Source organism: Glycomyces xiaoerkulensis (genome assembly GCF_002798405.1).
In the GTDB taxonomy this organism is placed as follows: Bacteria; Actinomycetota; Actinomycetes; order Mycobacteriales; family Micromonosporaceae; genus Glycomyces; species Glycomyces xiaoerkulensis.
The window spans coordinates 278,251-302,303 of record NZ_PGGV01000016.1 but is presented as its reverse complement, the minus strand read 5'-3'; the positions used below and the strand labels follow the sequence as shown (position 1 = coordinate 302,303).

The following is a 24,053-nucleotide window of genomic DNA, read 5'->3' as shown; positions in this document are numbered from 1 at the left end:
CCGCACCTACAGGTTGAGCTTGGCCAGTTCGGTCCTGGAGGAGACCCCGAGCTTCGGGTAGGCGTTGTAGAGGTGGTAGCCCACCGTCCTCGGGCTGACGAACAACTGCTCGCCGATCTGGCGGTTGGTCAGGCCCTCGGCGGCCAGCCGCACTACCTGCAGCTCCTGCGGGGTCAGCCGCTCGGCCAGGTCCGGGCCGGTCTTGATCGCCGTCGAGTCCCCGGCCGCACGCAGCTCGCCCTGCGCCCGCTCGGTCCACGGGTTCGCGCCCAGCCGCTCGAAGACCTCGGTCGCCTCGCGCAGATGCGCCCGGGCCTCGTTGATCCGGCGCTCGCGCCGCAGCCACTCGCCGAACACCAGCTCGGTGCGCGCCCGCTCGAACGGGTCGATGTCGTCGGCGTGGTGCAGCTCCACCGCCCGCGCGAAGTGCGCGCCCGCCTCCGCGTCGGCATCCAGCAGCCCGCGGCACCGCTCCACCAGCGCCTCCCAGTAAGGGCGCCCGGTCGCGTCGGCCCAGTCGGCGAACCAGCCGAACGCCTCCTTGACCTCCTCGGCCCGGCCGGCCCGGAAGGCGGTCTCCACCAGCGTCGGCACCTGCGTGAGCAGCTCCATCGGCGTCGAACCCTCGACCAGGCGGTGCAGCCGGTCGAACGCGGCCTCGTACCGGCCCAGCCCGAGATCGAGCAGCCCCAGCGACGTGTCGGCCGGGATCACCGAATCCTCCGGGGCGTCCTCGATCGCGGCGGCGATCAGCTCGCGGCATCGCCGCTCCTCGCCGCGGATCGCCGCGATCGGTAGCAGCACCCAGACGCGGCCCTGCATGAGCGCCCGGCGGTCGTTCGTCTCCGCAGCCAGCTCGATCACGCTGGTCGCCGCCGCCTGCGCGTCCGCGTAGCGGCCGTAATGCAACTGCGTCTGCGCCTGCACCAGCAGCGCCTGGATGAGCGGGCTCGTCGCGCCCGCCTCGCGGCAGTCGCGGACCTTCTCGCTCGCGGTCAGGTGCGCGGCCGGCACGTCCCCGGCCAGCAGCCGCCAGCGCGCGGCCAGCACCTGGTCGAAGCGGCGGAAGTCGTCGTGGAGCGGCTGGTAGTAGTCGTAGAGGCTCCGCAGGGCGTCCACGGCCTCCCCGGCGGTCACCCACGGGCGCCGGTTCAGCCCGGCGGCGGCGCGGGCGAGGCGCTTGGCCCAAGTGTTGTTCGAGCCGCCGAAGCGGGTGGCCAGCTCGTTCGCGTACTCGACCTTCGCGAAATCGCCGGTCTCCCACGCGTTCCACACCCCGCGCAGCAGCGGGTAGCCGGTGTTCTCGTGGCCGGTCACCGCGTAGTGCTCGGCCGACTCCATCCACACCTCGAACGCGCCCGCGTCCCCGGCCCACGACAGGATGGTGGCCCGGATGAGCGCGGTCCGCGCCAGCAGCACGTGGTCCTCGGTGAGCCGCTCGGCCTTCTCGGCCAGCTCCAGGGCCTTCTCGACCAGGCCGGCGGCGTAGGCGGTGTGGGAGGCCTCGACCAGGCGGCGGGCGCGCTCCTCAGCCTCCGGGGTGAAGGACGCCGACCGTTCGAGCGCGGCCATCTCCGCTACGCATCCGCCGCGTTCGGCCTCATAGGACGCGATCGATTCGAGTGCGGCGGCGGCCTTCTCGTCGGGGCCGGTGGTGGCCGCGGCCAGGTGGCGGGCGTGGCGGATGTCGCCCTCGCCGAACGCCTCGGACAGGGCCCGGTGGGCGTCGATGCGGCGGGTCCGCGGCGCCGAGTGGTAGGCGGCCGAACGGATCAGCGGGTGGACGAACTCGATGCGCCCCATGTGGTAGCGGACCAGGTCGTCGATCTCGGCGGGCTCCAGGTCGGACAGGTTCGCGCCGAGCCGCGCGGCGGCCTCGGTGATCACGGCCGTCTCGCCGGTCTCCTCGGCGGCGGCGACCAGCATGATGGTGCGGGTGCTCTCGGGGAGGGCGATGATCCGCTCGGTGAACGCCTGCTTGATTCGCGAGGTGGTGGTGTAGCGGCTGTTGGAGGCCTCGGGGCGGTGCATCGGGTCCTCGTGGTCGGCGACCGGGAGCTCGAGGAGCGCGAGCGGGTTGCCCTCGGCGAGGCGGAGGATCCAGTCCCGGCTGGTGAACGGCACGGCGTCGGCGCGGGTGTCCAGCAGGGCCTGGGAGGCTTCGGCGTCGAGCGGGCCGAGCGTGAGTTCGGCGATGCCGGGGGCGGGGAAGACCGGGGCGAAGCCGTCGCGGACGACCATGACCATCGCGACCGACTCGGTGGTCAGGCGCCGGGCGGCGAACAGGAGCGCGTCGGTGGAGTCGCAGTCCAGCCAGTGGGCGTCGTCGATCACCACGTACACCGGGCGCTGCGCCGAGGCGTCCACCAGCAGGTTCAGCACCGCCAGGCCGACCTGGAGGCGCTGGGCGCGGCCGGCGCCGTCGCCCATGCCGAGCGCGGTGCGCAGGGCCTCGGCCTGGGCGGCCGGGAGGTTGTCGATGCGGTCGAGCAGGGGGTGCAGCAGCATCTGCAGACCGGCGTACGACCAGGTGTGCTCGGCCTCGACGCCGAGGGTGCGCAGGACGGTGAACCCGTCGGCGCGGTCGACCATGGCGTCGACGATCGCGGATTTGCCGATGCCCGGTTCGCCCCGGACCACCAGCGCGCCGCCGTGGCCGAGGCGGGCACCGTCGAGCCGGGCCTGGACGGCGTCGACCTCCGCATCGCGTCCGTACAGGACGGTGCGGGAGGCGTGGTTCGGCGCGTCGCAGTAGGTGGGGGCCGTGCCGTCGACTCGGCATTCCACCGCGGCTTTGCTCGTCATGACCCCGATTGCGGGGCGGGCGGTGGACTTCACGTCGACTCCAGTCCTCGTCGCGACAGGGCTCCCACCAGGGTAACCGCGGACCGGTGGGGACGCATCCGTCATTCGACTGGGGTCTGCCGGGGCGGGCCCGACTTGGCTCGGCGACCGGCCGATTCCCAGTCATCCGCACCAGTCGATCGACCTACTCCCGCGCGGGCGGGCCGCCATAGCTTCGGGGCCATGGAAACCACCGCTCGTTCGAAGCACACGACGGCCGACGCGATCGGCTGGGTGCCGGTCGCGTCGGCCGCTTACGCGCAGGCGGCCGCCTTCGCATCGGCGGCCGTGCTCGCCTTCCTGGTGACCGACGCGAGCGCGGCCTTCGGGGCCGCCGGCGGATCCCGGCTGTGGCCGTTGGGCGTGTACGCGCTCGGGCTGGCGGCCGCGGCCAACGCCACGCGCCAGGCCGGGCCGGTCGGCCGGGCCCGGTACAGCGGGTCGGCGGCCCTGGCCGGGTTGACGCTGTCGGCGGCCGCGGTCGCGCTGGCGCCGAGTTTCGCGTTCCTGCTGGTCGTGTCCCTGCCGATGGGAGTCGCGGCCGGGCTGGTGATCGCGATCGCGGGCCGGGTGCTGGTGGCCGCGCGGGTCGGGGACGGGACCGGTTCGGTGGCGCTGTCGGCGCTGGCGGCGCTGGCCGGGGTCGGGGCCGGTGCAGGGGCGCTGGCGGCGCTGCCGGCTTTCGGCTGGCGGGGCGTGTTCGGGCTGGTCGTGGTGGCGGCGGGGCTGGCGGCGTGGAAGTTCGCCGAGCACGCCCCGCCGGAGTGAGCTGCCGGGTATTCGGAGGTTTGCCCGGCTGTACGGGCGCCGATTCGCCATCCATCCTGTGGCCGGCGCCCGGCTCGGGGCCTGGGTGAGGTTCGAGACACCCGGGCCCCGTTTCGGTTTCACGGGCGCTGGGTCAGGCGTGTTCTCGGGCCCGCTCGCAGGAGGCCGGATTCGAGTTCGCGGCCCATGATGTCCTGGGCCAGTCCCGCCACTTCGAGCAGTGCCTCGAGGTCGACGCCGGTCTCGACGCCCATGTCGTGGAGCATGTGGACGACCGCTTCGGTGGCGACGTTCCCGGTGGCTCCGGGGGCGAAGGGGCAGCCGCCGAGGCCGCCGACGCTGGCGTCGAACTCGGTGACGCCGCGGTCCATCGCCGTCAGCAGGTTCGCCAGGGCGGTACCGCGGGTGTCGTGGAAGTGCATCAGCATCGGCAGGTCGGTCTCGACCGCGTCCAGCAGGTCGGTCACCCTCCTGGGGGTGGCCATGCCGGTGGTGTCGCCGAATGCGACGCGGTCGGCCCCGGCCTCGGCGGCCCGGTCGACGATGCCGGCCACTCGCGCCGGGTCGACGTCGCCCTCGAAGGGGCAGCCGAAGCTGGTCGCGATGATCGCCTCGACTCCGGCCAGGTGTTCGTGGGCGAGCTGGACGATGTCGCGCAGTTCGGTGAGCGAGTCGTCGGTCGAGCGGCCCACGTTGGCCCGGTTGTGGGTATCCGAGGCCGAGACCACGACTTCGACGGCGTTGAATCCGGCCTCGAGGGCCCGGTGGACGCCCTTGAGGTTCGGGGCGAGCGCGCTGTAGTGGATGCCCGGGTGGCGCTCGACCGACCGCCACACCTCGTCGGCGTCGGCCATCTGCGGCACCGCCCCCGGGTGGACGAAGCTCACCGTTTCGATGCGGGCCAGTCCGGTGCGCGCCAGAGCGTCGATCAGGCGGACCTTGTCGGCGGTGGGCACGGGCGGTTCGTTCTGGAGGCCGTCGCGCGGGGCGACCTCCCGCAGCGAGACGCGATCGGGGCGGTGCACGGGCGTCCCTCCCTTCGACTCAGCCCATGCTATCCCACTATCCGGGAGCGAGCGAGCGGAGCGCGGCCTCGCGAAGCAGGTCCCTGACCTCGTCGGGGCCGACCTGGTCGCCCAGGGCCAGGAACGGGGTGGAGTTCATCAGGCCGAACGCCCCGTGCGCGAGCACCCGCGCCTGCTGGGGCTTGAGGCCGTCGGTCAGCTCGCACAGCACCCGCACCCATTCCTCGACGTAGAGCCGCTGCAGCTTGCGGACCTCGCGGCGGGGCTCCTCGGGGAGCCGGTCCAGCTCGTGCAGGTGGAGGATGACGATCTCGGGGGAGTCGACGGTGACCGCCAGGTGGAAGTCGACCAGGGCCTCGAGCGCGGCCCGGGGGTCGGCCGAGTGGAGGGAGGCGTAGTGGCGGCCGCCGGTGAGCAGGCGCTCGGAGACCGGGATGAGGGCGTCGGCGAGCATCTGCTCCTTGCCGCCCTTGAAGTGGTGGTAGAGGGCGGGGCCGGTGATGTTCGCCGCGGCCCCGATGTCGTCCATTGAGACCCCGTGGTACCCGTGTTTGGCCAGGAGTTTCACCGCGACGTCGAGGATCTCGCGGCGGCGCTTGGAGCCGGCGCGGCCGCCTGCGGCGAAGCCGGCGAGCCGTCCGACGGCATCGTCTGGTTCGAAGTTCACCAGCTCCAGGGTACCGTTCAGTCGGAGGGCCTCCGCTGTTCGACGGGGCTGTCGCTGAGCAGGTTCTGGATTTCGCCCTGCATCTCCGCGTTCTCGGTGTCGGCCTCGGCGAGCGCGAAGTTCCCGTTGCGCACGTCCATGATCGACTGGTAGGAGTTGACGCGCATGCGGGGGATGCAGTGCGGGTATTCCTTGACGATCCAGGCGATGAGGTGTTCGCGCACCTCGCAGCGCAGGCTCCACTGGTTGGAGGGGTTCTCCGCCGAGATGGTCAGGCGGATGCGCATGTAGGGGCCGACCGCGTCGATCACGTCGATCCCGGAGTAGCGTCCGTCCCAGAGCGGGTTGACCGTCAGGAAGCGCCGCAGTTCAGCGCGCGCCTCGGTGACCGGCAGCCGCCAGTCGACGTCGATCGAGATCGTCCCCAGGACCGCGGGATTGTTGCGGGTCCAGTTGACGTAGGGCTTGTCCTTGAAATAAGAGGTCGGCATGACCATGCGGCGCTCGTCCCAGATCCGGACGACCACGTACGACAGGGTGATCTCCTCGATGCGCCCCCATTCGCCCTCGATGACCACCACGTCCTCGAGCCGCAGCGCGTCGCCGAACGCGAGCGCCATGCCGGCGAACACGTTCGACAGCATCGCCTGGGCGGCCAGGGCGGCGACGACACCGGCGACGCCGGCGGCGCCGAGCATGGTGGTGCCCAGGGCCTTCAGCTCGGGGATGTTGAACAGGACGATGCCGACCGCGACCAGCCACACTCCGGCCGAGATGAGCCGGTAGAGGACGATGACCTGCGTCCGGCGCTTGCGGCCGTCCACATCGTCCTGCTGGAGGGAGCCCCAGCGGTCCTGCACCGGACTCTTGGCGGCGCTGAGCAGGTTGGACACGAGCCACGCGCCGCTGGCGACGGTGCCGAACAGCAGCCCCTGGCTGAGGTCGGCGTTCCATCCGTCCTCGCCTCCGCCCCAGCCCGATTCGTCCTGCTGGACGAACAGCAGGATCTGGACGCCGCCGGTGGCGGCCATGACCTGGGCCGGGCGCAGGGCCTTTCCGATCAATTCCGACCAGCCCTGGGAGGCGTGGCGCAGCAGCAGCCATTTCACCAGAAGGCGGGCGAGGCTCACTACCAGGGCGGAGAGGAACGCCACCGCGATGATCATCATCCAGGGGTCGAGGTTGCGCATGGAGACAGGTTATAGGTCCGCGCATGAGATGCACTCATCACGGGGCCGCCGAATGGAACCGGCCGTATTCCGGTTTCCCGGAATACGGCCGGCGGTCGAGCAGCGGAATTCGATTCTTCTTGCGCCGTAAGGTCATTACGGCTGTTCCGAGCGGCCGGTCTCGGACCTGGCCTCGGTCTGGGCGTCGGTGCCCGAGCCGTAGCGGCCCGAGGAATAGCTCTGCCCCATGGGATCGGCGGGCTGCTGCCGGCTGGAGACGGACTCCTTGGCACGGGCGGTCTCGGTCTCGGCGCTGCTGAGCATCCGCTCCCAGCGATCGCGCATCGGGCCGATGAGGCCGCCGCCGACGCCGACGATGATCACTCCGGCGATCGAGGCGAACACGGTCCACATGATCGGCTCGGTGACGGTGTCGGCGATGCCGGCCTGGCCGGTCGCGGCCACGGCGCCGATGAAGATGATCGCGACCTGGGCGATCCGCGCGAGCGTCTTGCCGTAGGCCGTTTCCGAGAGCACGCCGCTGATCAGACCGAACACCGCATTGGCGACCGCGAAGGCCACCACCAGGATCAGGATCGCGACGAACAGGCTCGGCAGCCAGGCGACCAGGGCCGTCAGCAGCTCCGACACCGGGTTGGGCCCGAAGGAGCCGAACGCCACCTGCAGCACGAACAGCAGCAGCATGTAGTAGATCAGCTTGCCGAACAGCCCACTCATCTCGTAACTGCCGGTGAAGCGTCGCAGGCCGGACCTCTCGCCGAGCCGGTCGAGCCCGACCTTGGCCAGTAGCTTGCCCACCAACTTGCCGATCCATTTTGCGATGAACCAGCCGATGAGCAGGATGGCAAGGAACGCGAGGGCTCTGGGCACGAATTGCACGATGTCGTCGAATGCATTCTGGAGGCTCTGCATAATATCCATGAGCGCAGAATAAGACAACAATCGGCGACTCCGTCGACTTTCCGATAAATGTCGCTCGATCAGGTGGGCCAAACGCGCCAGCTTTTCCAGGATTTACTCGGAGTCGGACCGCGCTGGCCCTGATAACGAGACGCATTCACGCTCGAACCGTAAGGGTGCTCGGCCGGGGACGACAGCCTGAAAACGCACAACTGCCCGATCTTCATTCCCGGCCACAGGGTGATCGGCAGATTCGCGACGTTGGACAGTTCCAGAGTGACGTGCCCGGAGAAACCGGGATCGATGAATCCGGCCGTCGAGTGGGTCAGCAGCCCCAGGCGGCCGAGGCTCGACTTGCCCTCGAGGCGCGCGGCCAGATCCTCGGGCAGCGTGAATATCTCCAAGGTCGAGGCGAGCACGAATTCCCCGGGGTGCAGCACGAACGGTTGGTCCGGGGCGACCTCCGCCGATTCGGTGAGCTCGTCCTGGCGTTCCGCGGGGTCGATGTGGGTGTACTTCTGATTGTTGAACACCCGGAAGCGCCGGTCCAGACGCACGTCGACGCTCGAGGGCTGGATCAGCTCGGGCTCGAACGGCTCGATGCCGAGCCGCCCGGCCTTGACGGCGCCGGCGATGTCGCGGTCGCTTAGCAGCATGGCCTCAGGCTAACGCCTCGTCCGGCCGTACCGCGTAGGCCACGGTCCCCAGCTCGACCAGGTCCCAGTCGTCCGGGACGATCGCGTCGCAATCGTCGATCTCTTCGGCGCAGACGACGGCGTCGACCTCGCTCACCTCGGCTCCGGGACGGCCGGGGACGACCGACCGGAGCGCCACCAGCTCGACCTCGTCGGGCAGCAGGATCCACCACGGGTACTCCCAGGAGTCGTTGCCCTGGACGAGGCCGACCGTCTCCACGCCGGAGCCGGCCACGGCCGCGGCCGCCTCCTCGTACTGCGGGAGCCATTCGAGCCGGCGGACGAACTGCTCCTCCCGATCGTCGATGGTGAACACCGACCAGGCGCCGGTCAGGCGGCGCGGATACCCGTAGGCGACCGTCAGCAGTCCCGCCAGGGCGGCGGTGACGGCGAAGACCGAGACCAGGCCGCAGGCGATGACCCGGCGCCGGCGCCGGTACAGGCCGCGGGAGAGGACGGCCAGCAGGATGCCCCCGGCGGGGGCGGCGAGGACGACCAGGAACATCACCAGGCGGTTGATCCACGGCTGCCAAGCGACGGTGGCCGCCAGCAGGACGAACGCCGCCACCAGCGCCGAGGCGTAGGCGCGCCGCAGGCCCGGGCCCTGCCACAGGAACCGGGCCAGCCCTGCCAGGACGGCCAGCGCGGTCAGCGGGAACGCGGCCCGGTCCTCGTCGGGATACCAGGCCGGGACCGGGAACGCCGTGCCTTCGAAAGTGACGGCCGGGTCGTTGACCTCGACGCCGACCAGGTCGGCAAATCCGTCCACGCCGGAGGCGAGAGCGTCGGCGAGCGGCCGGATCGGGGTGTCGAGGGCGGTGTGGGCGATGCGCAGCCCGTTGACGGCCAACAGGCGGGGATCGGCGGTCTCGGTGCCGACCGAGTCGCGCAGCACCGGCGGCCCGAGCGGGTGCCCGAACGTCGAATGCATGCGGGCCAGGAACGGCCCGACCAGGGCGATCGCCAGGACGATGACGGCGACCGAGGCGAGCACGGTGCGCAGCCGGTCGACTCGGGCGGTCGGCATGAAGTCGCGCGAGCACTCCTCGGGCTCGTGGCCGCACGCGCAGCGCCGCCTGCGGTGGCGGTCGCGGCGGAGCCGACCGATGCCCCACAGCAGCAGGAGCGGGCCGGCGGCGAGCAGGCCGGTGGTCTTGGTGACGGCGATCAGGCCGAGCGCGAGGCCGAGGAAGAGCGCGTCGGAGCGCGGCGGTGCGGCCGCGCCGCGGCCCGCGCCGAGCAGGCCCGGGCCGCCGTGTTCGCCGGGTCGGGTGAACTCGTCGAGGACGAGGGTGGCCAGGCAGGCGACCCAGGCGGCGGCGACCAGGTCGACCTGGGTGCTGGAGGCCTGGAGCAGGATCTCGGGGGTGGTGGCGAGGAGGAAGACGGTGGCGACCTGGGCCATCGGGCCGCCGCCGAGCTGGGCGGTCAGGCGGGAGGCGGCCAGGGCGGCGCCGATGGCGGCGAAGTACTGGAGCAGGTTGTAGGCGGCGTCGCCGCCGGTCAGGAGCCGCAGGTGGGTGAGGAGGTATTCGGCGCCGGGGCTGATGTCGACCTGGCGGTGGATCTCGGTGGCGTAGGGCGCGACCGAGCCGTTCTGGACCCAGTGCTCGATGCGGGGCAGGTGGTAGGTCTGGGAGTCGAAGTTGCCCGGAGAGGCGGCGACCGCGAGCACTCCGGCGCTGAGGAGCAGGATGGCGATGATGCAGGCCAGCGCCCACTGCCAGGCCGGGGCGGCGGCCGCGGCCGACCGGGTCCGCCGCCAGGTGCGGCGGGTGGCACCGCGTCCGCCGCGCAGGCGGTCGCCGATGGCGCGGACGGGTGCGGCGTCGCGCAGGAGGCGGGCGGCCACGGCCGCAGCGACGGCGGCGGTGGCGGCGATCCAGGCGGCGGCCAGGGGGCCGGGCGCGAGGGCGCCGAGGGCCGAGAGGAGTTCGACGGTGCCGATCGCCCAGGCGCCCAATAGGACGGCGGCGCGGATGACGGCCAGCCGCATCGGCGCGACGAAGGAGCCTTCGAAGGGGCGGAGGGCATAGGCGAGCGCGGGCAGCAGGACCAGGAGCCACAGAACGAGCAGCACGGCTCCATTGAACCTCACCCTCCGGCCGATGCCGCCGCCGAGTTGAGGCGTTATGGTAATCGAGTCGTGTTCAGACGCGGGGGACGGAGCAGCAATGTTGTTGTCGATTCTCGTTCCGGTATTCAATGAGGCGCACCTCGCCGCCGGAACGATGAAGGACCTCCTGGGCGTGGAGTTCCCCTGCGAGACCGAGATCGTGGTCGTGGACGACGGATCGCGCGACCGCTCCTGGCAGGTGCTGCAGATCTTCGACGATCAGCCCCGGGTGAAGCTGATCCGCCACACCAGGAATCGGGGGAAGGGCGCCGCGATCCGCACGGCGGCCGAGTCCGCCTCGGGCGATTACGTGGTGGTGTACGACGCGGACGGCGAGTACGAGGCGAGTGATCTGCCGCGGCTCTTGGCGCCGGTGCTCGACGGCCGGGCCGAGGTGGTGTACGGCTCGCGCTCGTTCGGCTCCCATTCGGCCTATTCGTTCTGGTATGTAATGGGCAATAAGGGCATCACGCTCGCGGCCAACCTCCTGTTCAATTCCTATATCTCCGACCTGGAGACCTGCTACAAGCTGATGCCGCGCAGGCTGTACCTGGACCTGCGGGTGCGCTCGGCGGGGTTCGGCATGGAGGCGGAATTGACCGCCAAGCTCCTCAGACGCGGCGTGCGGCCCTTCGAGGTCCCGATCTCCTACACCGCCCGCACCCGCGAGGACGGCAAGAAGATCACCTGGTCCGACGGCGTCCACGCCCTCTGGCTGCTCGGCAGGGAGCGCCTCCGGCGGCGCTGAGCGCTCTCGGACCGCGGCCGCGCGGACCGATGGCCGGGTGCTAGCGCGTACGGAGGACGCCGCGGACGGCCAGGACCGTGAGCACCGCGAAGACCGGGTAGAGGACCGCCCCGACGGCCAGTTGCTGGAGCATCTGGGCGACCGGTCCGTAGTGGTGGACGTGGTCGATCTGGAGCGCCGGGTCGCCGAAGGCGCGCGTCGCGGCATCGGACAGCGGCGTGCCGCGCCCGACCAGCGCGTCGTGGACCAGCGGACCGGGGGCGGTGACCAGCGCGAACGCCACCCCTGTGAGCAGTGCGAACCAGGGCCACGCCCGCCGGGGCCGCTGCGGTCCGGCGCGTCGCCGCCGTGCGATCCGGACCGACCAGCCGGTCAGGAACGGCAGCGTAACCGCCAGCACCGGGGTCAGGGTGAGGAAGGCGATGGTGTCGTCGAGGAGCCAGTGCACGTACCAGGGAATCGGCGGGCCTCCCTTCTCGAGCGCGGTCGAGTGGTACCAGAAGAGCGCCAGGCCGGCCCCGTAGCAGTAGGCGGCGCTGATGAGCAGCAGGGTCAGCGCCGAGAGCGGGTCGCGGTAGTAGTCGCGGCAGTGGGTCAGCAGGCTCCGCGGTGTCGGCGGCGGCATCGTTCCGGCCTCCGGTCGGCGGGCCCGGGGGTCGAAGACGGCGCGGACGGCCGCGGTGTGGTCGGGGGAGCGCATCGGGATTCCTTTCATCGGGGAGCGGTGCGGCCCTGGCGCGGCGACGGTGCATTGGAGCGCTCCCAATCGATGCGGAGTGCTCCCCGTGCACGGACGCGGGCATGGCGTGAGAGGGGGGAGTGGAGGCGCCGGCGGCCGCGACTCGGGCAGCGTGTCGGCCGGACGGTCAACGCGGGGTTCGCCCGCGGTCGCACTCAGAATACATCGATCTACTTCGATTTAATAGGGCTGAGTGCCACGAATTCACCAGCAATGGGTCTCAATCATCCGAAATCACGACATCGAGCCGCCGGGGGCCGTGGACCCCTTCCACCCGCTGGAGCTCGATGTCGCTGGTGGCCGAGGGGCCCGAGATCCAGGTCTGGGGATTGGAACGGTGCAGCCGGGGCAGCGCCTCGGCGAGGTGGCCCACGATCCGCTCGCGCTCGACGACGATCACGTGGTGGTCGGGCACGAGGCTGACCGCCCGCCGGCCCTGGGCGGGGCCGGCGTCGAGCATGATCGTCCCCGAGACGGCCACGGCCGCCGCGCAGCCGGTCAGCACCGCGTCGGCCGCATCGAGATCGGCGGTCGGCAGCCGGTCGTCCTCGACGAACTCCGCGCCACCCGTCCGCCATTCGGCGGGGAGGTCGGCCGGGACCACCACCCGCCTCGCGTCGCCGAGCGCGTCGGCGATCGCCCCGGTGCCGCGGTGGACCCGGGCCCGGTAGTCCTCCAAGCGGTCTATGAGCAGATCGACCACGTCGGTCCCGGGTTCGAGCGCGCGCCGGTAGTCGCGCGGCACCTCCGGCGCCGGGCCCGCGCCCTCCAGGGATTCGCGCAGCCGCGCCAGGATCTCCTCGCGGGCGTTCACCGCTCCCGCTCCTTCCACCAGTCTCTGAAGCTCAGCCGCGGCGGCACGCTCATGTCCCGGCTGCCGGTCCACTTCGACCCCGGCCACGGCAGCCGGCGCACGTGTCCGCGCCCCCGCCACGGCCGCGAGAGGAACCGGGCCGCCCGCAGCGCCGCCCGCCAGAGCCGCGGGCGCGCCATCACACGCTGAGCCGCGCCCATGACCGCCCGCTCCCCGGCGCCGTGCGGCCCCTGCCGGCGCAGGTGCACCAGGACCTCGGGGATGTTGATCTTGACCGGGCAGACCTCGTAGCAGGCCCCGCACAGGCTCGAGGCGTACGGGAGGTCGTCGTGCTCGCCCGGTTCGAGCTGCGGGGCGAGGATGGCTCCGATCGGCCCGGGGTAGACGTGGCCGTAGGCGTGGCCGCCGGTGCGCTCGTACACCGGGCACACGTTCAGGCACGCCGAGCAGCGGATGCACGACAGCGCCTGCCGTCCGACCTCGTCGGCCAGGACGCCGCTGCGGCCGTTGTCGAGCAGGATGATGTGCACGTCCTCGGGGCCGTCGCCCTCGGTCGCACCGGTCCAGACCGAGGTGTACGGGTTCATCCGCTCCCCGGTCGAGGACCGGGGCAGCAACTGCATGAACACCTCGAGGTCGTCGAAGCGGGGCAGGAGCTTCTCGATCCCGACGACGCTGATGAGGGTCTCGGGCATGGTCAGGCACATCCGGCCGTTGCCCTCGGATTCGACCACGACCAGCGCACCCGACTCGGCGATCGCGAAGTTCGCGCCCGAGACGGCGACCTTCGCCGACAGGAAGCGGCGGCGCAGATGCAGCCGGGCCGCCTCGGCGAGCGCGGCCGGGTCGTCGGTCAGGTCCGAGGGAGCGTCGGGCATCCGCTCGTTGAAGATCTCGCGGATCTCGGTGCGGTTGTAGTGGATCGCCGGGACCAGGATGTGGCTCGGCCGGTCCTCGGCCAATTGCACGATCAGCTCGGCCAGGTCGGTCTCCCAGGCCGCCAGACCCTCGGCCTCGAAGTGCTCGTTCAGCTCGATCTCCTGGGTGGCCATCGACTTGACCTTGACCACCTCGTCGGCGCCGGCCTCGCAGGTGATCCGCGCGGCGATCCGGTTGGCCTCGGCGGCGTCGCGCGCCCAGTGCACCCGGGCGCCGGCGGCCCGGGCGTTGCGCTCGAATTCGAGCGCCAGTTCGGGGAGGCGGTGCTGGACGTCGGCCTTGACCGCCGCCGCGGTGCTGCGCAGCTCCTCCCAGTCGTCGAGCTCGCCGGCGACGTCGGTGCGCTTGGCGCGGATGGCGCCGGTGGCGTGCGCGAGGTTGGACCTCAGTTGCGGCATGCCGAGGGCGACCTTGGCGGCCTTCGGGAACGCGGTGCTCATGGGGCGCTCGCAAGGATTTCGGCGTAGTGGATCGGTTTCGGCACGCCGCGGCTGGCGCGCGCGGCGCGGGACAGGCCGCCGCCGATGTGGCTCAGGCACGAGTTGTCGGCCGCGGCCAGGTATTCGGCGCCGGTGCCGGCGGCGTTGCGGCACTTGTCGTCGAGCATCGCCGAGGAGACCTCGGCGTTCTTGAGCGCGAAGGTGCCGCCGAACCCGCAGCACTGGTCGGGCTCGGGCAGGTCGATCAGCTCGATGCCGCCGACGGCCCTGAGCAGGCGCAGCGGCTTGTCGCCCAGGCCGAGTGCGCGGGTGCCGTGGCAGGTGGGGTGGTAGGTGACGGTGTGCGGGAAGCGGGCTCCGACGTCGTCGACGCCCGCCTGGTCGATCAGGAACTCCGACAGCTCGTACACGCGGGCGCCGATGCCGCCGCCGATGAGGTCCGGGTACTGGTCGCGGGCCATCGCGGCGCACGAGCCCGAGGGGGTCACGATCGCCTCGTATTCGCCGAAGGCGCGCTCGAAGCCGCGGGCGAGCCCGGTGGCGTGGTCGCGGTAGCCGGAGTTGGCGTGCATCTGGCCGCAGCAGGTCTGCGCCTGCGGGAAGTCGACCTCGTATCCCAGGCGCTCCAGCACGGTCACGACGGCTTTCGGCGTCTCCGGATAGAGGGCGTCGTTGACGCAGGTGATGAAGAGACCTATGCGGTTCAAGGGGTACGGTTCACCTCACTCCCGGGGCCCCACGGCCGCGTCGGCGCGGCCGAAGGCCGCGGCGTGCCGCGCGTGGGAGCCGTTGAGGTGGCGACGCATCGCCTCCTCGGCTGTAAGCGGTTTCCGCTCGATGATAGCCTCCGCGATCGCCAGATGCTCGGCCTCGGTCTCCTCGATCGCCTTCGACCCGATGTGGGAGCGGTGGAGGTGGAGGTGGGCGTCGAGGCGGTCGATGGCCTGCGCCAGCATCCGGCTGCCGCTGAGCCGCCCGACGCAGTTGTGGAACCGCTTGTCGGCCTCGGTGAACTCGAGCCGGCTCAGCGGGGCGTCGGCGCTGAACTCGGGGGTGCGCGCCAGCGCCCGCAGGTTCTGCTCGAGGTCGCCCTCGTGCCGGTCCGGATCGCGCCCGGCGGCGCGAGCGGCGGCGACGGGCTCGAGGAGCCCGCGCATGTCGAACAGGTCCTCGAACTCGTCCTCGGTCAGCAGGGAGGTGACCTTGTACCCGCTCAAGGGCCTGCGCTCCACCAGGCCCTCGATCTCCAGGCGGGCCAGGGCCTCGCGGATCGGCGTCTGCGAGATCTCGAGGCGCTTGGCCAACCCGTCGATGCTGAGTTTCGCCCCGGGCTCGAGACCGCTCTGCATGATCCGCGATTTCAGCTCGGTGTACGCCTCATCGGCGAGCGTCTGCCGCTCGGGCCACACCAGTGCTTCTCCCATAGGATATATCCTATAGGATGTCGTCGAGACCGCTTCGACACACACGCCGATCGCCCCGAAGCGTCGCACATGTCCGCATTGGAGTTGCTCCGTGGCCGATGAACGCCCCGCCCTAGCGCGGCGCCGCCTCGGTGACACCGACGTGTCGGTCACCGCCGTGGGCCTGGGGTGCGCGCCGCTCGGCGGGCTCTTCACCCCCGTCGACCCCGCCGTCGCCGAGGCCACCGTCAAGGCCGCCTGGGACGGCGGCATCCGCCACTTCGACACCGCCCCGCACTACGGCGCCGGGCTCTCCGAGGAACGTCTCGGGAGCGCTCTCACAAATTTGCGGCGCGGCGAGGCCGCGGTCTCGACCAAACTGGGCCGCGTCCTGGTCGACCACGAAGGCCCCTGGGACCTGTGGGCCGAGGACAACGGCAAGGCCTCGGCCTTCGACTTCTCCTACGGCGCCGCCGACGAAGCCCACCGCGGCAGCCTGGCGCGGCTCGGGCTCGACCGGATCGACATCGGCCTGATCCACGACCCCGACGACCACCGGGACGAGGCCGTCGCCGGCACCTACCGGAGGCTCGCCGAGCTCAAGCGCGACGGGGCGGTCGGCGCGATCGGCATCGGCATGAACTCCACCGGCGCCGCCGCCGACATGCTCGCCCGCGCCGACTTCGACGTCGCCCTCATCGCCGGGCGCTACACCCTGCTCGACCAGTCCGCCCTCGCCGAGCTCTACCCGCTGTGCCGGGATCGGGGCGTCTCCGTCATCGCCGCCGGAGTCTTCAACTCCGGCATCCTCGCCGACCCCCGCCCCGGCGCCACCTACCAGTACACCGCCGCCGACCCCGGCGTCCTCGCGCGCGCCCGGGCCGTCGCCCGAATCTGCGCGAAGCACGACGTACCATTGCGAGCCGCGGCGCTCCAGTTCCCCGCCGCCCATCCCGCGGTGGCGTCGATCCTCATCGGCGCCCGCACCCCGGCCGAGGTCGAAGACGCCCTCGCGATGTTCGCCCACCCCATCCCCGGAGCGCTGTGGCATGACCTCAAGCGGACCGGGCTGCTGGCCGAGGAGGCTCCCCTACCATGACATCCCGCCTGGTCATAGACGCGCATCACCACGTCTGGACCGCCGACTACCCGTGGCTCGCGAGCAAACCCGAGTTCGCGACCATCCGGCGCGACTACGGCATAGCCGACCTGCGCGCCAACCTCTCCGCCGCCGGAGTCGACCGGACCGTGCTGGTCGAGGCGGGCTGGGGGCACCCCTCCGAGACCGTCGAGTTCCTGCACCTGGCCGGCGCCGTGGACGAGATCGCCGGCGTCGTCGGGTACATCGACCTGCTCGACCCCGACCTGCCGTCGGTCCTGGCCCGCTACCAGGCCCACCCGCGCTCGCGGTACCTCGCGGGCCTGCGCGACCAGATCCAGGCCCGACCCGAGGCCGACTTCCCGGCCCGCCCCGAGGTCATCGCCGCCCTGGGGCGCATCGCCGCGGCGGTCCCCACCTTCGACCTGGTGGTCAGGGCCGACCAGATTCCGGCCGCGGCCAAGGCCGCCCAGGCGGTGCCCGAACTGACCTTCGTCCTCGACCACCTTGGCAAGCCGCCGATCCGCGACGGCTCCGACGGGCTGTGGTCCTGGCGCGAGGCGCTCGCCTCGCTCGCGGCGCAGCCCAACGTGACCGCCAAGCTCTCCGGCCTGGTCACCGAGGCCGACTGGCGGGTGTGGACCGCCGACGACCTGCGGCCGTTCGTGCAGACCGCCCTCGAACTGTTCGGACCCGACCGCCTCATGTTCGGTTCCGATTGGCCCGTATGCGAACTGGCCGCCACCTACACTCGCGTCAAGGAAGTGCTGACCGAGATCGTCGGCCACGAGGACCCCGACGTCTTCTCCGGCACCGCCGCGAGGACCTACAAGTTGGGAATTGTATGAAATACCTTCGCATCGGCGCTCCCGGCCTGGAGACCCCGATCGTCGCCCACGGCGGGAAGCACTACGACGTCTCGGGGCACTACGGCGACATCGACGGCGACTTCCTCGCCCGCGGCGGCGTCTCGAGCGTGTCCGGATTCGCCGAGGTCGACATCGCCGGCGAGCGGATCGCGCCGCCGATCTCCCGGCCCGGCGCGATCGTGTGCATCGGCATGAACTACGCCGCCCACTGCGCCGAATCCGGGGCGCGGCCGCCCGCCGAACCGGTGGTGTTCTACAAGCACCCCAACACCATCGTCGGCCCGGCCGACCAGGTCCGGATCCCGCGCGGTTCGACCAAGACCGACTGGGAGGTCGAACTCGGGGTCGTCTTCGGCAAGCGCGCCTCCTACCTGGAATCCGAGGCGGACGCCCTCGACTGCGTCGCCGGCTTCGTGGTCGCCAACGACATGTCCGAACGGGAGTTCCAGATCGACCGCTCCGGCGGCCAGTTCTCCAAGGGCAAGGCCTGCCCCACCTTCTCCCCGCTCGGCCCGCACCTGGTGACCCCCGACGAGATCGAAGACGTCCAGAAGCTCCGCATGTGGTCCAAGGTCAACGGCCGGATCCGGCAGGACTCCAACACGTCGGACATGATCTTCCCGGTCGCGCGCATCATCCACCACATGTCGCAGTTCATGGCCTTCGACCCCGGCGACCTGCTCCTGACCGGCACCCCCGAGGGCGTGGCCCTGTCCGGCCGCTTCCCCTACCTCCGGGCCGGGGACGTCGTCGAGGTCGGCGTCGACGGCCTCGGCGCCACCGAGAACCCCCTGGCGCCGGCGTGATCACGGCCGTCGACGTGCTCGACGTCCGCTTCCCCACCTCTGCGAGCCTCGACGGCTCCGACGCGATGAACCCCGACCCGGACTACTCGGCCGCCTACGTGGTCCTCCACGCCGACGACGGCTTCGAAGGCCACGGGTTCACCTTCACCATCGGCCGCGGCAACGACGTCTGCTGCGCCGCCATCGAGGCGCTGGCCGATCACGTGATCGGCCGGGACGTCGACGACCTCGGCGAGTTCCACCGGCGCCTGACCCACGATTCCCAGATCCGCTGGCTCGGCCCCGAGAAGGGGGTCATGCACCTGGCCGCGGCCGCGCTCGTCAACGCCGCCTGGGACCTCGCCGCCCGGCGCGCGGGAGTCCCAGTGTGGAAGTACCTCTCGGGGCTGACCCCCGAGCAGATCGTCGACTGCGTCGACTGGCGCTACCTCAGCGACGCCCTCACCCCCGGCGAGGCGCTCGACCTGCTGCGCGCGGCCGAGCCGGGCAAGGCCGCCCGGATCGCCGAGCTCGAGCGGGACGGCTACCCGGCCTACACCACCTCGCCCGGCTGGCTGGGGTACTCCGACGAGAAGGTCGTTCGGCTCGCCCGCGAGGCCGTCGCCGACGGCTACGGCCAGATCAAGCTCAAGGTCGGCGCCGACCTGGCCGACGACCGGCGGCGCCTGGCCGCCGCCCGCGAGGCGGTCGGGCCCGACGTGCGCATCGCCGTGGACGCCAACCAGCGCTGGGACGTGGACCGGGCCGTCGAATGGGCCGGTGCGCTGGCCGAGTTCGACCCGTGGTGGATCGAGGAGCCGACCAGCCCCGACGACGTGCTCGGCCACGCGGCGATCCGGCGCCGGGTGGCGCCGATCAAGGTCGCCACCGGCGAGCACGTCCACAACCGGGTCATGTTCAAGCAGTTGCTGCAGGCCGGGGCCGTCGATGTCCTCCAGCTCGACGCCGCCCGGGTGGCCGGGGTCAACGAGAACCTCGCCGTCCTGCTGCTGGCCCGGCGCTTCGACGTCCCGGTGTGCCCGCACGCCGGCGGGGTGGGCCTGTGCGAACTGGTCTGCCACCTGTCGATGTTCGACTACGCCTCGGTCAGTGCGACCATGAAAGACCGGGTGATCGAGTACGTCGACCACCTGCACGAGCACTTCGTCGCGCCCGCCGTCGTCGAGAACGGCCGCTACCGGGCGCCGGACGCGCCGGGGTTCTCGGCCGAGATGAAGCGGGAGAGCCTGCATCGCCACGCCTTCCCGAACGGTCCTGAATGGAGACAACACCATGGCTGATTTCAAGGGACTCACCGTCGCCGTCTCCGGCGGGTCGTCCGGCATCGGCGAGGCCGCCGCCGACGCCTTCGCCGCCCGCGGCGCGAACGTCGCCGTCCTCGATCTGAACGAGAGCCCGAAGCACTGGTCGGCCCGGTGCGACGTGGCCGACGACCACCGGGTGCGCCAGGCGGTCGAGGCCGTCGTCGATCACTTCGGCGGCATCGACGTCCTGGTCAACAACGCCGGGATCGGGGCGGTCGGCACCGTCGAGGACAACTCCGACAAGCAGTGGGTCCGGGTGCTCGACGTCAATCTGCTCGGCATGGTCCGACTGGCGCGGGCGTGCCTGCCGCACCTGCGCGCCTCCGAGTCGCCTGCGATCGTGAACACCTCCTCGATCGCCGCCACCGCCGGCCTGGTGAAGCGGGCCCTGTACTCGGCGTCGAAGGGCGCGGTGCACTCCCTGACCCAGGCGATGGCCGCCGACCATGTGGCCGAAGGCATCCGGGTGAACTCGGTGGCCCCCGGCACGGCCGACACCCCGTGGATCGGCCGCCTGCTCGACCAGGCCGAGGACCCCGAGGACGAACGCCGGAAACTGGAAGCGCGCCAACCGACCGGCCGCCTGGTGGGCCCCGAGGAGGTCGCCGAGGCGATCGTCTACCTCGCCTCCCCGGTCAACAAGTCGCTGACCGGCACCAGCGTCGCCGTCGACGGAGGCATGTCCGGCCTCCGCCTCGTCCGCTGACGGCACCCGCGCGGCGATCTCCCGACCCGTGGCTCCACACCTCGAAGTGGACGCCGAACCCCTCGGCGGCGCCGTCGCATGCAGTGCCCACGGTGCGGTGTGGACCCGGTCACCGATTCATCGTTGCGGGATGGACATCGGGATCGATGTTTCTGTTGCGCCCGTCACTCTCTCCTTTGGCCGAAAGGGAAAGCGATCAGGGTGACCATTGAGGCGCATGTCTGCGGCTCCTGAGCCCGCTGTGCCGATCGATGCCGAATGGGCGCAATACCCGTGCGTCGCAAACTGCAGCATTTATACCGACCTGATAACAACTCAAGCCCATTTCGGAAGTGGAGCCGCCGGATTTAAGGTTCACAAGCGAATATCCAGATATGCCATCCGAAACGAACCGGGCCGGGACCGGGCGCCGAAGCGCGGGCATCAAGGACCGGGGTGTGACCGTTGCCGACGACGCCGTCGTCGAGCAGCTCCTCCGGCCGATGCGCCGCTACATCCCCGTCGATTGGTTCGACTGGGAACCGTACGCCGAGCGGCCCCGGAGCCTGCGGCCCGACCTGTGGCTGCTCGCCGCGTTCCTGGTCATGTCGGCGCTGCTCACCTTCCCCTCGCCGCTGGTCGAGCTCGACTACGAACTGCGTCTGTGGGTGATAGAGCACAAAGTACAGTGGCTTTGGGATGCCGGACGCACGGTCGTGCTGCTGGGCCAGGCGAAGTACGTCGCGCCGCTCACACTCGCCTTCGCCGTCTGGTGCGCACTGCGGTCGAGGTCCATCCGCCCGATGCTGATGTACGTGCTGTCGTTCATCACCCTGGCGGTCATCCTGGGCATGAAGCACCTGCTGGGCCGCCCGCTCTCCCAGCATCCGTTCGCCCTGGGGAAGGTCTCGCCGGAGGGGCCGATGCTGTTCACCTACCACCCGGAGGGCGGCGGCGCCATCACCGACGCGACCGCCTACCCGTCGGGCCACGCGGTCAACTCGATCCTGCTGTTCGGCCTCATCGTCATGCTCATCGGCGGGCTGCTTCCCAGGTGGCTGCGCTTGACGCTGCTGATCGCACCGCCGGTGCTGGTCGCGGTCGGACAGGTCTACACCGGCCAGCACTGGCTGCTGGACGAGCCGGCCGGTTTCATGCTGGGGATCGTCATCCTCCGCGCGGCCAAACGCGTCGACTGGCACGACCTGCCGCTCGGGCCGCTGCGGGTGTTCGACCCGGCGCGGCGCAGCACGATCCTGATCCTCACCATCCTGATCGTGGGCGTGATGATCACGCCCACCCTGCCACTGGTACCGGCGCTGATCTCGGCGGCGGTCCTGCCGGTCCTGGGACTGGCGTGGCTGCTGCTGACCACCCGGTCGGCGAGGCGGCGGGAGGCCGCTGCCGTGCCTAGGCAGGCTTCCGGTAGTTCCCGGTCAGCTTGACCGCGTCGTCGCCCTCGGCGACCTCGCCGATCACCCACGACTCGAGGTGGCGGGCGGTCAGCACCGCCAGCGAACGGTCGACCTGGTCGGGGGCCACCACGGCGATCATGCCCACGCCCATGTTGAAGGTGCGCTCCATCTCCTGGTCGCTGATGCCGCCGATGCGCTGGACCACGTCGAACACCGGGTTCGGGGTCCAGGTCGAGCGGTCGACCTGGACGGTCAAGCCGTCCGGGATCGATCGGACCAGGTTGCCCGCGATGCCGCCGCCGGTGATGTGGGCGAAGGCGTGCACGTCGCACTCCTTGGCCAGCTCCAGGCACTCCTTGGCGTAGATGTGCGTCGGCGTCAGCAGCTCCTCGCCCAGGGTGCGCTGCCTGCCGAACTCGGGCACCTCGGTCGTCAGCTCCATCCCGCCGTCGCCGAACAGGGCCTCCCGCACCAGCGAGAAGCCGTTGGAGTGCAGGCCCGAAGCGCGCATGGCGATCGCGACGTCGCCGGGCTTGACCCGCTCGGGACCCAGCAGCGCGTCGGCCTCCACCACGCCGACGCCGGTGGCGGAGATGTCGTAGTCGTCGGCCTTCATCACCCCGGGGTGCTCGGCGATCTCGCCGCCGATCAGGGAGCAGCCGGCGTAGCGGCAGCCGTCGGCGATGCCGGCGCCGATGTCGGCGATCCGCTCGGGCACCACCTGGCCGGTGGCGATGTAGTCGAGCAGGAACAGCGGCTCGGCGCCGCACACCACGAGGTCGTCGACGACCATCGCGACCAGGTCGATGCCGACCGTGTCGTGGATGTCCAGCCGCTGGGCGATGACGAGCTTGGTGCCCACGCCGTCGGTCGAGGAGGCCAGCAGGGGCTTGGTGTACTTGTCGACGTCGAGGGCGAACAGCCCCGCGAAGCCGCCGATGCCGCCGACGACCTCGGGCCTGGCGGTCTTGCGGATCGATGGTTCGAGGGCCTCGACGGCCTGGTCGCCCGCGGCGATGTCGACGCCCGCGGAGGCGTAGGAGATGCTGCCCCGTCTGGTGGAGGTGCCGCTGCTCACGCTGTGGTCCCTTCCCGCACTTGCGTGCTCGCTTCGGTGGGTTGCGGTGTTGGAGACTGCGATTCCAGGAGGTGCTTGCCGATGAGGTCGGCGGCGGGGAGTTCGATCGGGTACCGGCCGTCGAAGCAGGCCATGCACAACCGGGAGGCCGGCTGCTCGGTGGCCCGCACGAGGCCCTGCTGGGAGACGTAGCCGAGGCTGTCGGCGCCGATCTGGGCGCGGATGCCGTCTACGTCGAGACTGCCGGCGATCAGCTCGGCGCGGGTGGCGAAGTCGATGCCGTAGAAGCACGGCCACTTGACCGGCGGCGCCGAGATCCGGATGTGGACCTCGACCGCCCCGGCCTCGCGCAGCATCCGCACCAGCGCCCGCTGGGTGTTGCCGCGCACGATGGTGTCGTCGACGATGACCAGGCGCTTGCCGCGGATCTGGTCGACCAGGGGATTGAGCTTGAGGCGGATGCCGAGCTGGCGCAGCGACTGCGACGGCTGGATGAAGGTGCGCCCCACATAGGAGTTCTTGGTGAAGCCCTGCCCGTACGGGGTGCCGGACGCCTCGGCGTAGCCGATCGCGGCGGGGATGCCGGACTCGGGCACCCCGATCACCAGGTCGGCCTCGACCGGATGCTCGTCGGCGAGGACGCGCCCGACCTCGACGCGGGTGGCGTATACGTTGCGCCCGGCGAGGTTCGAGTCGGGGCGGGCCAGGTAGACGTACTCGAACAGGCAGTTCTTCGGCTCGGGGTTGGCGAACCGGGTCGAACGCAGCCCGTATTCGTCGATCGCGACCATCTCGCCGGGCTCGACCTCGCGCACGAACTGCGCGCCGATGGTGTCGAGCGCGGCCGTCTCGCTGGCGACGGCCCACCCCGAGGCCAGCCGGCCCAGGACCAGCGGGTGGACGCCCTGCGGATCGCGGGCGGCGTACAGCGTGTTCTCGTCGGTGAACACCAGGCAGAAAGCGCCGCGCAGTTGCGGCAGGACGCGCTCGGCGGCGGCGGTGACCGACTCGTCGGGGCGGGCGGTCAGCAGCGCGGTGATCAGGTGCGTGTCGGAGGTGTTCTCGCCCATCTCGACGCCGAGCCGGTCGACCTCCTCGAGCAGGTCGGCGGTGTTGACGAGATTCCCGTTGTGGGCCAAGGCGATAGCGGTGCCCGTGGTGGTCGACCTGATGGTCGGCTGGGCGTTATCCCAGGTGGAGGCCCCGGTGGTGGAGTACCGGGCGTGGCCGATGGCCATGTGGCCCTGGAGCGGGGCGAGCGTGGACTCGTCGAAGACCTGGGCCACCAGGCCGAGGTCCTTGTAAACCACGGTGCGGGAGCCGTCGGAGACGGCGATCCCGGCCGCTTCCTGGCCGCGGTGCTGCAGCGCGTACAGCCCGAAGTAGGTGAGCTTGGAGACCTCTTCCCCCGGTGCCCACACGCCCACGACGCCGCAGGCGTCGCGGGGGCCGGGCTGGTCGGGATCGAGTTCCGTGGTGAGTTGACCGTCACCTCGGGTCACTGCAACT

General features: G+C 71.1%; 22 protein-coding genes. 8 read left to right on the top strand and 14 right to left on the bottom strand.

All coding sequences use genetic code 11. The features are described from left to right. Positions 1-6 precede the first annotated feature (6 nt). A complete protein-coding gene (locus tag CUT39_RS07075) occupies positions 7-2,805 on the bottom strand; it encodes an ATP-binding protein (protein WP_198586932.1) in 2,799 nt (932 codons plus the stop codon). Positions 2,806-3,027: 222 nt separating this feature from the next. Between CUT39_RS07075 and CUT39_RS07070 the strand changes: the two genes are divergently transcribed. Beyond that, on the top strand, positions 3,028-3,612 hold the full coding sequence (locus CUT39_RS07070) for a hypothetical protein (protein ID WP_100445253.1): 585 nt from the start codon (positions 3,028-3,030) through the stop codon (positions 3,610-3,612). 119 nt (positions 3,613-3,731) lie between these two features. On the opposite strand, the gene CUT39_RS07065 is transcribed toward CUT39_RS07070, so the two are convergent. From CUT39_RS07065 to CUT39_RS07040, 6 genes are all read right to left on the bottom strand, one after another. Continuing rightward, complete coding sequence (locus tag CUT39_RS07065) at positions 3,732-4,637, bottom strand: hydroxymethylglutaryl-CoA lyase (RefSeq protein WP_100445252.1); 906 nt, start codon at positions 4,635-4,637, stop codon at positions 3,732-3,734. A 37-nt stretch (positions 4,638-4,674) separates the two neighbouring features. Continuing rightward, positions 4,675-5,220, bottom strand: coding sequence for a TetR/AcrR family transcriptional regulator (locus CUT39_RS07060; protein WP_408611118.1), 546 nt, complete (start codon positions 5,218-5,220; stop codon positions 4,675-4,677). Positions 5,221-5,321: 101 nt separating this feature from the next. Further along, positions 5,322-6,494: a mechanosensitive ion channel family protein gene (locus CUT39_RS07055; RefSeq protein ID WP_100445250.1), complete on the bottom strand. Its 1,173-nt coding sequence runs from the start codon at positions 6,492-6,494 to the stop codon at positions 5,322-5,324. A gap of 135 nt (positions 6,495-6,629) precedes the next feature. Further along, on the bottom strand, positions 6,630-7,487 hold the full coding sequence (locus CUT39_RS07050; protein WP_232805644.1) for a mechanosensitive ion channel family protein: 858 nt from the start codon (positions 7,485-7,487) through the stop codon (positions 6,630-6,632). Beyond that, complete coding sequence (gene dcd, locus CUT39_RS07045; RefSeq protein WP_100445248.1) at positions 7,475-8,050, bottom strand: dCTP deaminase; 576 nt, start codon at positions 8,048-8,050, stop codon at positions 7,475-7,477. The genes CUT39_RS07050 and dcd overlap by 13 nt, the downstream gene beginning before the upstream one ends. A 4-nt stretch (positions 8,051-8,054) precedes the next feature. After that, complete coding sequence (locus CUT39_RS07040) at positions 8,055-10,169, bottom strand: hypothetical protein (protein ID WP_100445247.1); 2,115 nt, start codon at positions 10,167-10,169, stop codon at positions 8,055-8,057. Between the two features lie 94 nt (positions 10,170-10,263). On the opposite strand from CUT39_RS07040, the gene CUT39_RS07035 reads away from it, so the two are divergent. After that, positions 10,264-10,953, top strand: coding sequence for a glycosyltransferase family 2 protein (locus tag CUT39_RS07035; RefSeq protein WP_100445246.1), 690 nt, complete (start codon positions 10,264-10,266; stop codon positions 10,951-10,953). 40 nt (positions 10,954-10,993) lie between these two features. Here the strand turns inward: CUT39_RS07035 and CUT39_RS07030 are convergent, their stop codons facing one another. From CUT39_RS07030 to CUT39_RS07010, 5 genes are all read right to left on the bottom strand, one after another. Continuing rightward, positions 10,994-11,653: a hypothetical protein gene (locus tag CUT39_RS07030; RefSeq protein WP_100445245.1), complete on the bottom strand. Its 660-nt coding sequence runs from the start codon at positions 11,651-11,653 to the stop codon at positions 10,994-10,996. 259 nt (positions 11,654-11,912) lie between these two features. Then, complete coding sequence (locus CUT39_RS07025; RefSeq protein ID WP_198586931.1) at positions 11,913-12,506, bottom strand: LutC/YkgG family protein; 594 nt, start codon at positions 12,504-12,506, stop codon at positions 11,913-11,915. After that, on the bottom strand, positions 12,503-13,885 hold the full coding sequence (locus CUT39_RS07020; RefSeq protein ID WP_100445244.1) for a lactate utilization protein B: 1,383 nt from the start codon (positions 13,883-13,885) through the stop codon (positions 12,503-12,505). The genes CUT39_RS07025 and CUT39_RS07020 overlap by 4 nt, the downstream gene beginning before the upstream one ends. Then, a complete protein-coding gene (locus CUT39_RS07015; RefSeq protein ID WP_100445243.1) occupies positions 13,882-14,592 on the bottom strand; it encodes a (Fe-S)-binding protein in 711 nt (236 codons plus the stop codon). The genes CUT39_RS07020 and CUT39_RS07015 overlap by 4 nt, the downstream gene beginning before the upstream one ends. Before the next feature lie 15 nt (positions 14,593-14,607). Further along, positions 14,608-15,309 (bottom strand): GntR family transcriptional regulator, encoded by a 702-nt coding sequence (locus CUT39_RS07010; RefSeq protein WP_100445242.1) that lies wholly within the window; start codon positions 15,307-15,309, stop codon positions 14,608-14,610. A 91-nt stretch (positions 15,310-15,400) separates the two neighbouring features. On the opposite strand from CUT39_RS07010, the gene CUT39_RS07005 reads away from it, so the two are divergent. The 6 genes from CUT39_RS07005 to CUT39_RS06980 all read left to right on the top strand — a co-directional run bounded on the left by CUT39_RS07005 (position 15,401) and on the right by CUT39_RS06980 (position 21,496). Beyond that, a complete protein-coding gene (locus CUT39_RS07005) occupies positions 15,401-16,387 on the top strand; it encodes an aldo/keto reductase (RefSeq protein WP_100445241.1) in 987 nt (328 codons plus the stop codon). After that, on the top strand, positions 16,384-17,235 hold the full coding sequence (locus CUT39_RS07000; RefSeq protein ID WP_100445240.1) for an amidohydrolase family protein: 852 nt from the start codon (positions 16,384-16,386) through the stop codon (positions 17,233-17,235). The genes CUT39_RS07005 and CUT39_RS07000 overlap by 4 nt, the downstream gene beginning before the upstream one ends. Then, positions 17,232-18,062, top strand: a complete 831-nt coding sequence (locus CUT39_RS06995; protein ID WP_100445239.1) for a fumarylacetoacetate hydrolase family protein — start codon at positions 17,232-17,234, stop codon at positions 18,060-18,062. The genes CUT39_RS07000 and CUT39_RS06995 overlap by 4 nt, the downstream gene beginning before the upstream one ends. Before the next feature lie 65 nt (positions 18,063-18,127). Then, complete coding sequence (locus CUT39_RS06990; protein WP_100445366.1) at positions 18,128-19,342, top strand: enolase C-terminal domain-like protein; 1,215 nt, start codon at positions 18,128-18,130, stop codon at positions 19,340-19,342. Continuing rightward, positions 19,335-20,072 carry an SDR family NAD(P)-dependent oxidoreductase gene (locus CUT39_RS06985; RefSeq protein WP_100445238.1) on the top strand — a complete coding sequence of 246 codons (738 nt, stop codon included), beginning with the start codon at positions 19,335-19,337 and terminating at the stop codon, positions 20,070-20,072. The genes CUT39_RS06990 and CUT39_RS06985 overlap by 8 nt, the downstream gene beginning before the upstream one ends. A gap of 437 nt (positions 20,073-20,509) precedes the next feature. Next, on the top strand, positions 20,510-21,496 hold the full coding sequence (locus tag CUT39_RS06980; protein WP_157930524.1) for a phosphatase PAP2 family protein: 987 nt from the start codon (positions 20,510-20,512) through the stop codon (positions 21,494-21,496). Here the strand turns inward: CUT39_RS06980 and purM are convergent. Both purM and purF read right to left on the bottom strand, forming a co-directional pair. Then, positions 21,462-22,607, bottom strand: a complete 1,146-nt coding sequence (purM, locus tag CUT39_RS06975) for a phosphoribosylformylglycinamidine cyclo-ligase (RefSeq protein WP_100445365.1) — start codon at positions 22,605-22,607, stop codon at positions 21,462-21,464. The two genes, CUT39_RS06980 and purM, sit on opposite strands and share 35 nt — an antisense overlap. Next, positions 22,541-24,046: an amidophosphoribosyltransferase gene (gene purF / locus CUT39_RS06970; RefSeq protein WP_100445236.1), complete on the bottom strand. Its 1,506-nt coding sequence runs from the start codon at positions 24,044-24,046 to the stop codon at positions 22,541-22,543. Before purF ends, purM begins: the two co-directional genes overlap by 67 nt. Between the last annotated feature and the right edge of the window lie 7 nt (positions 24,047-24,053).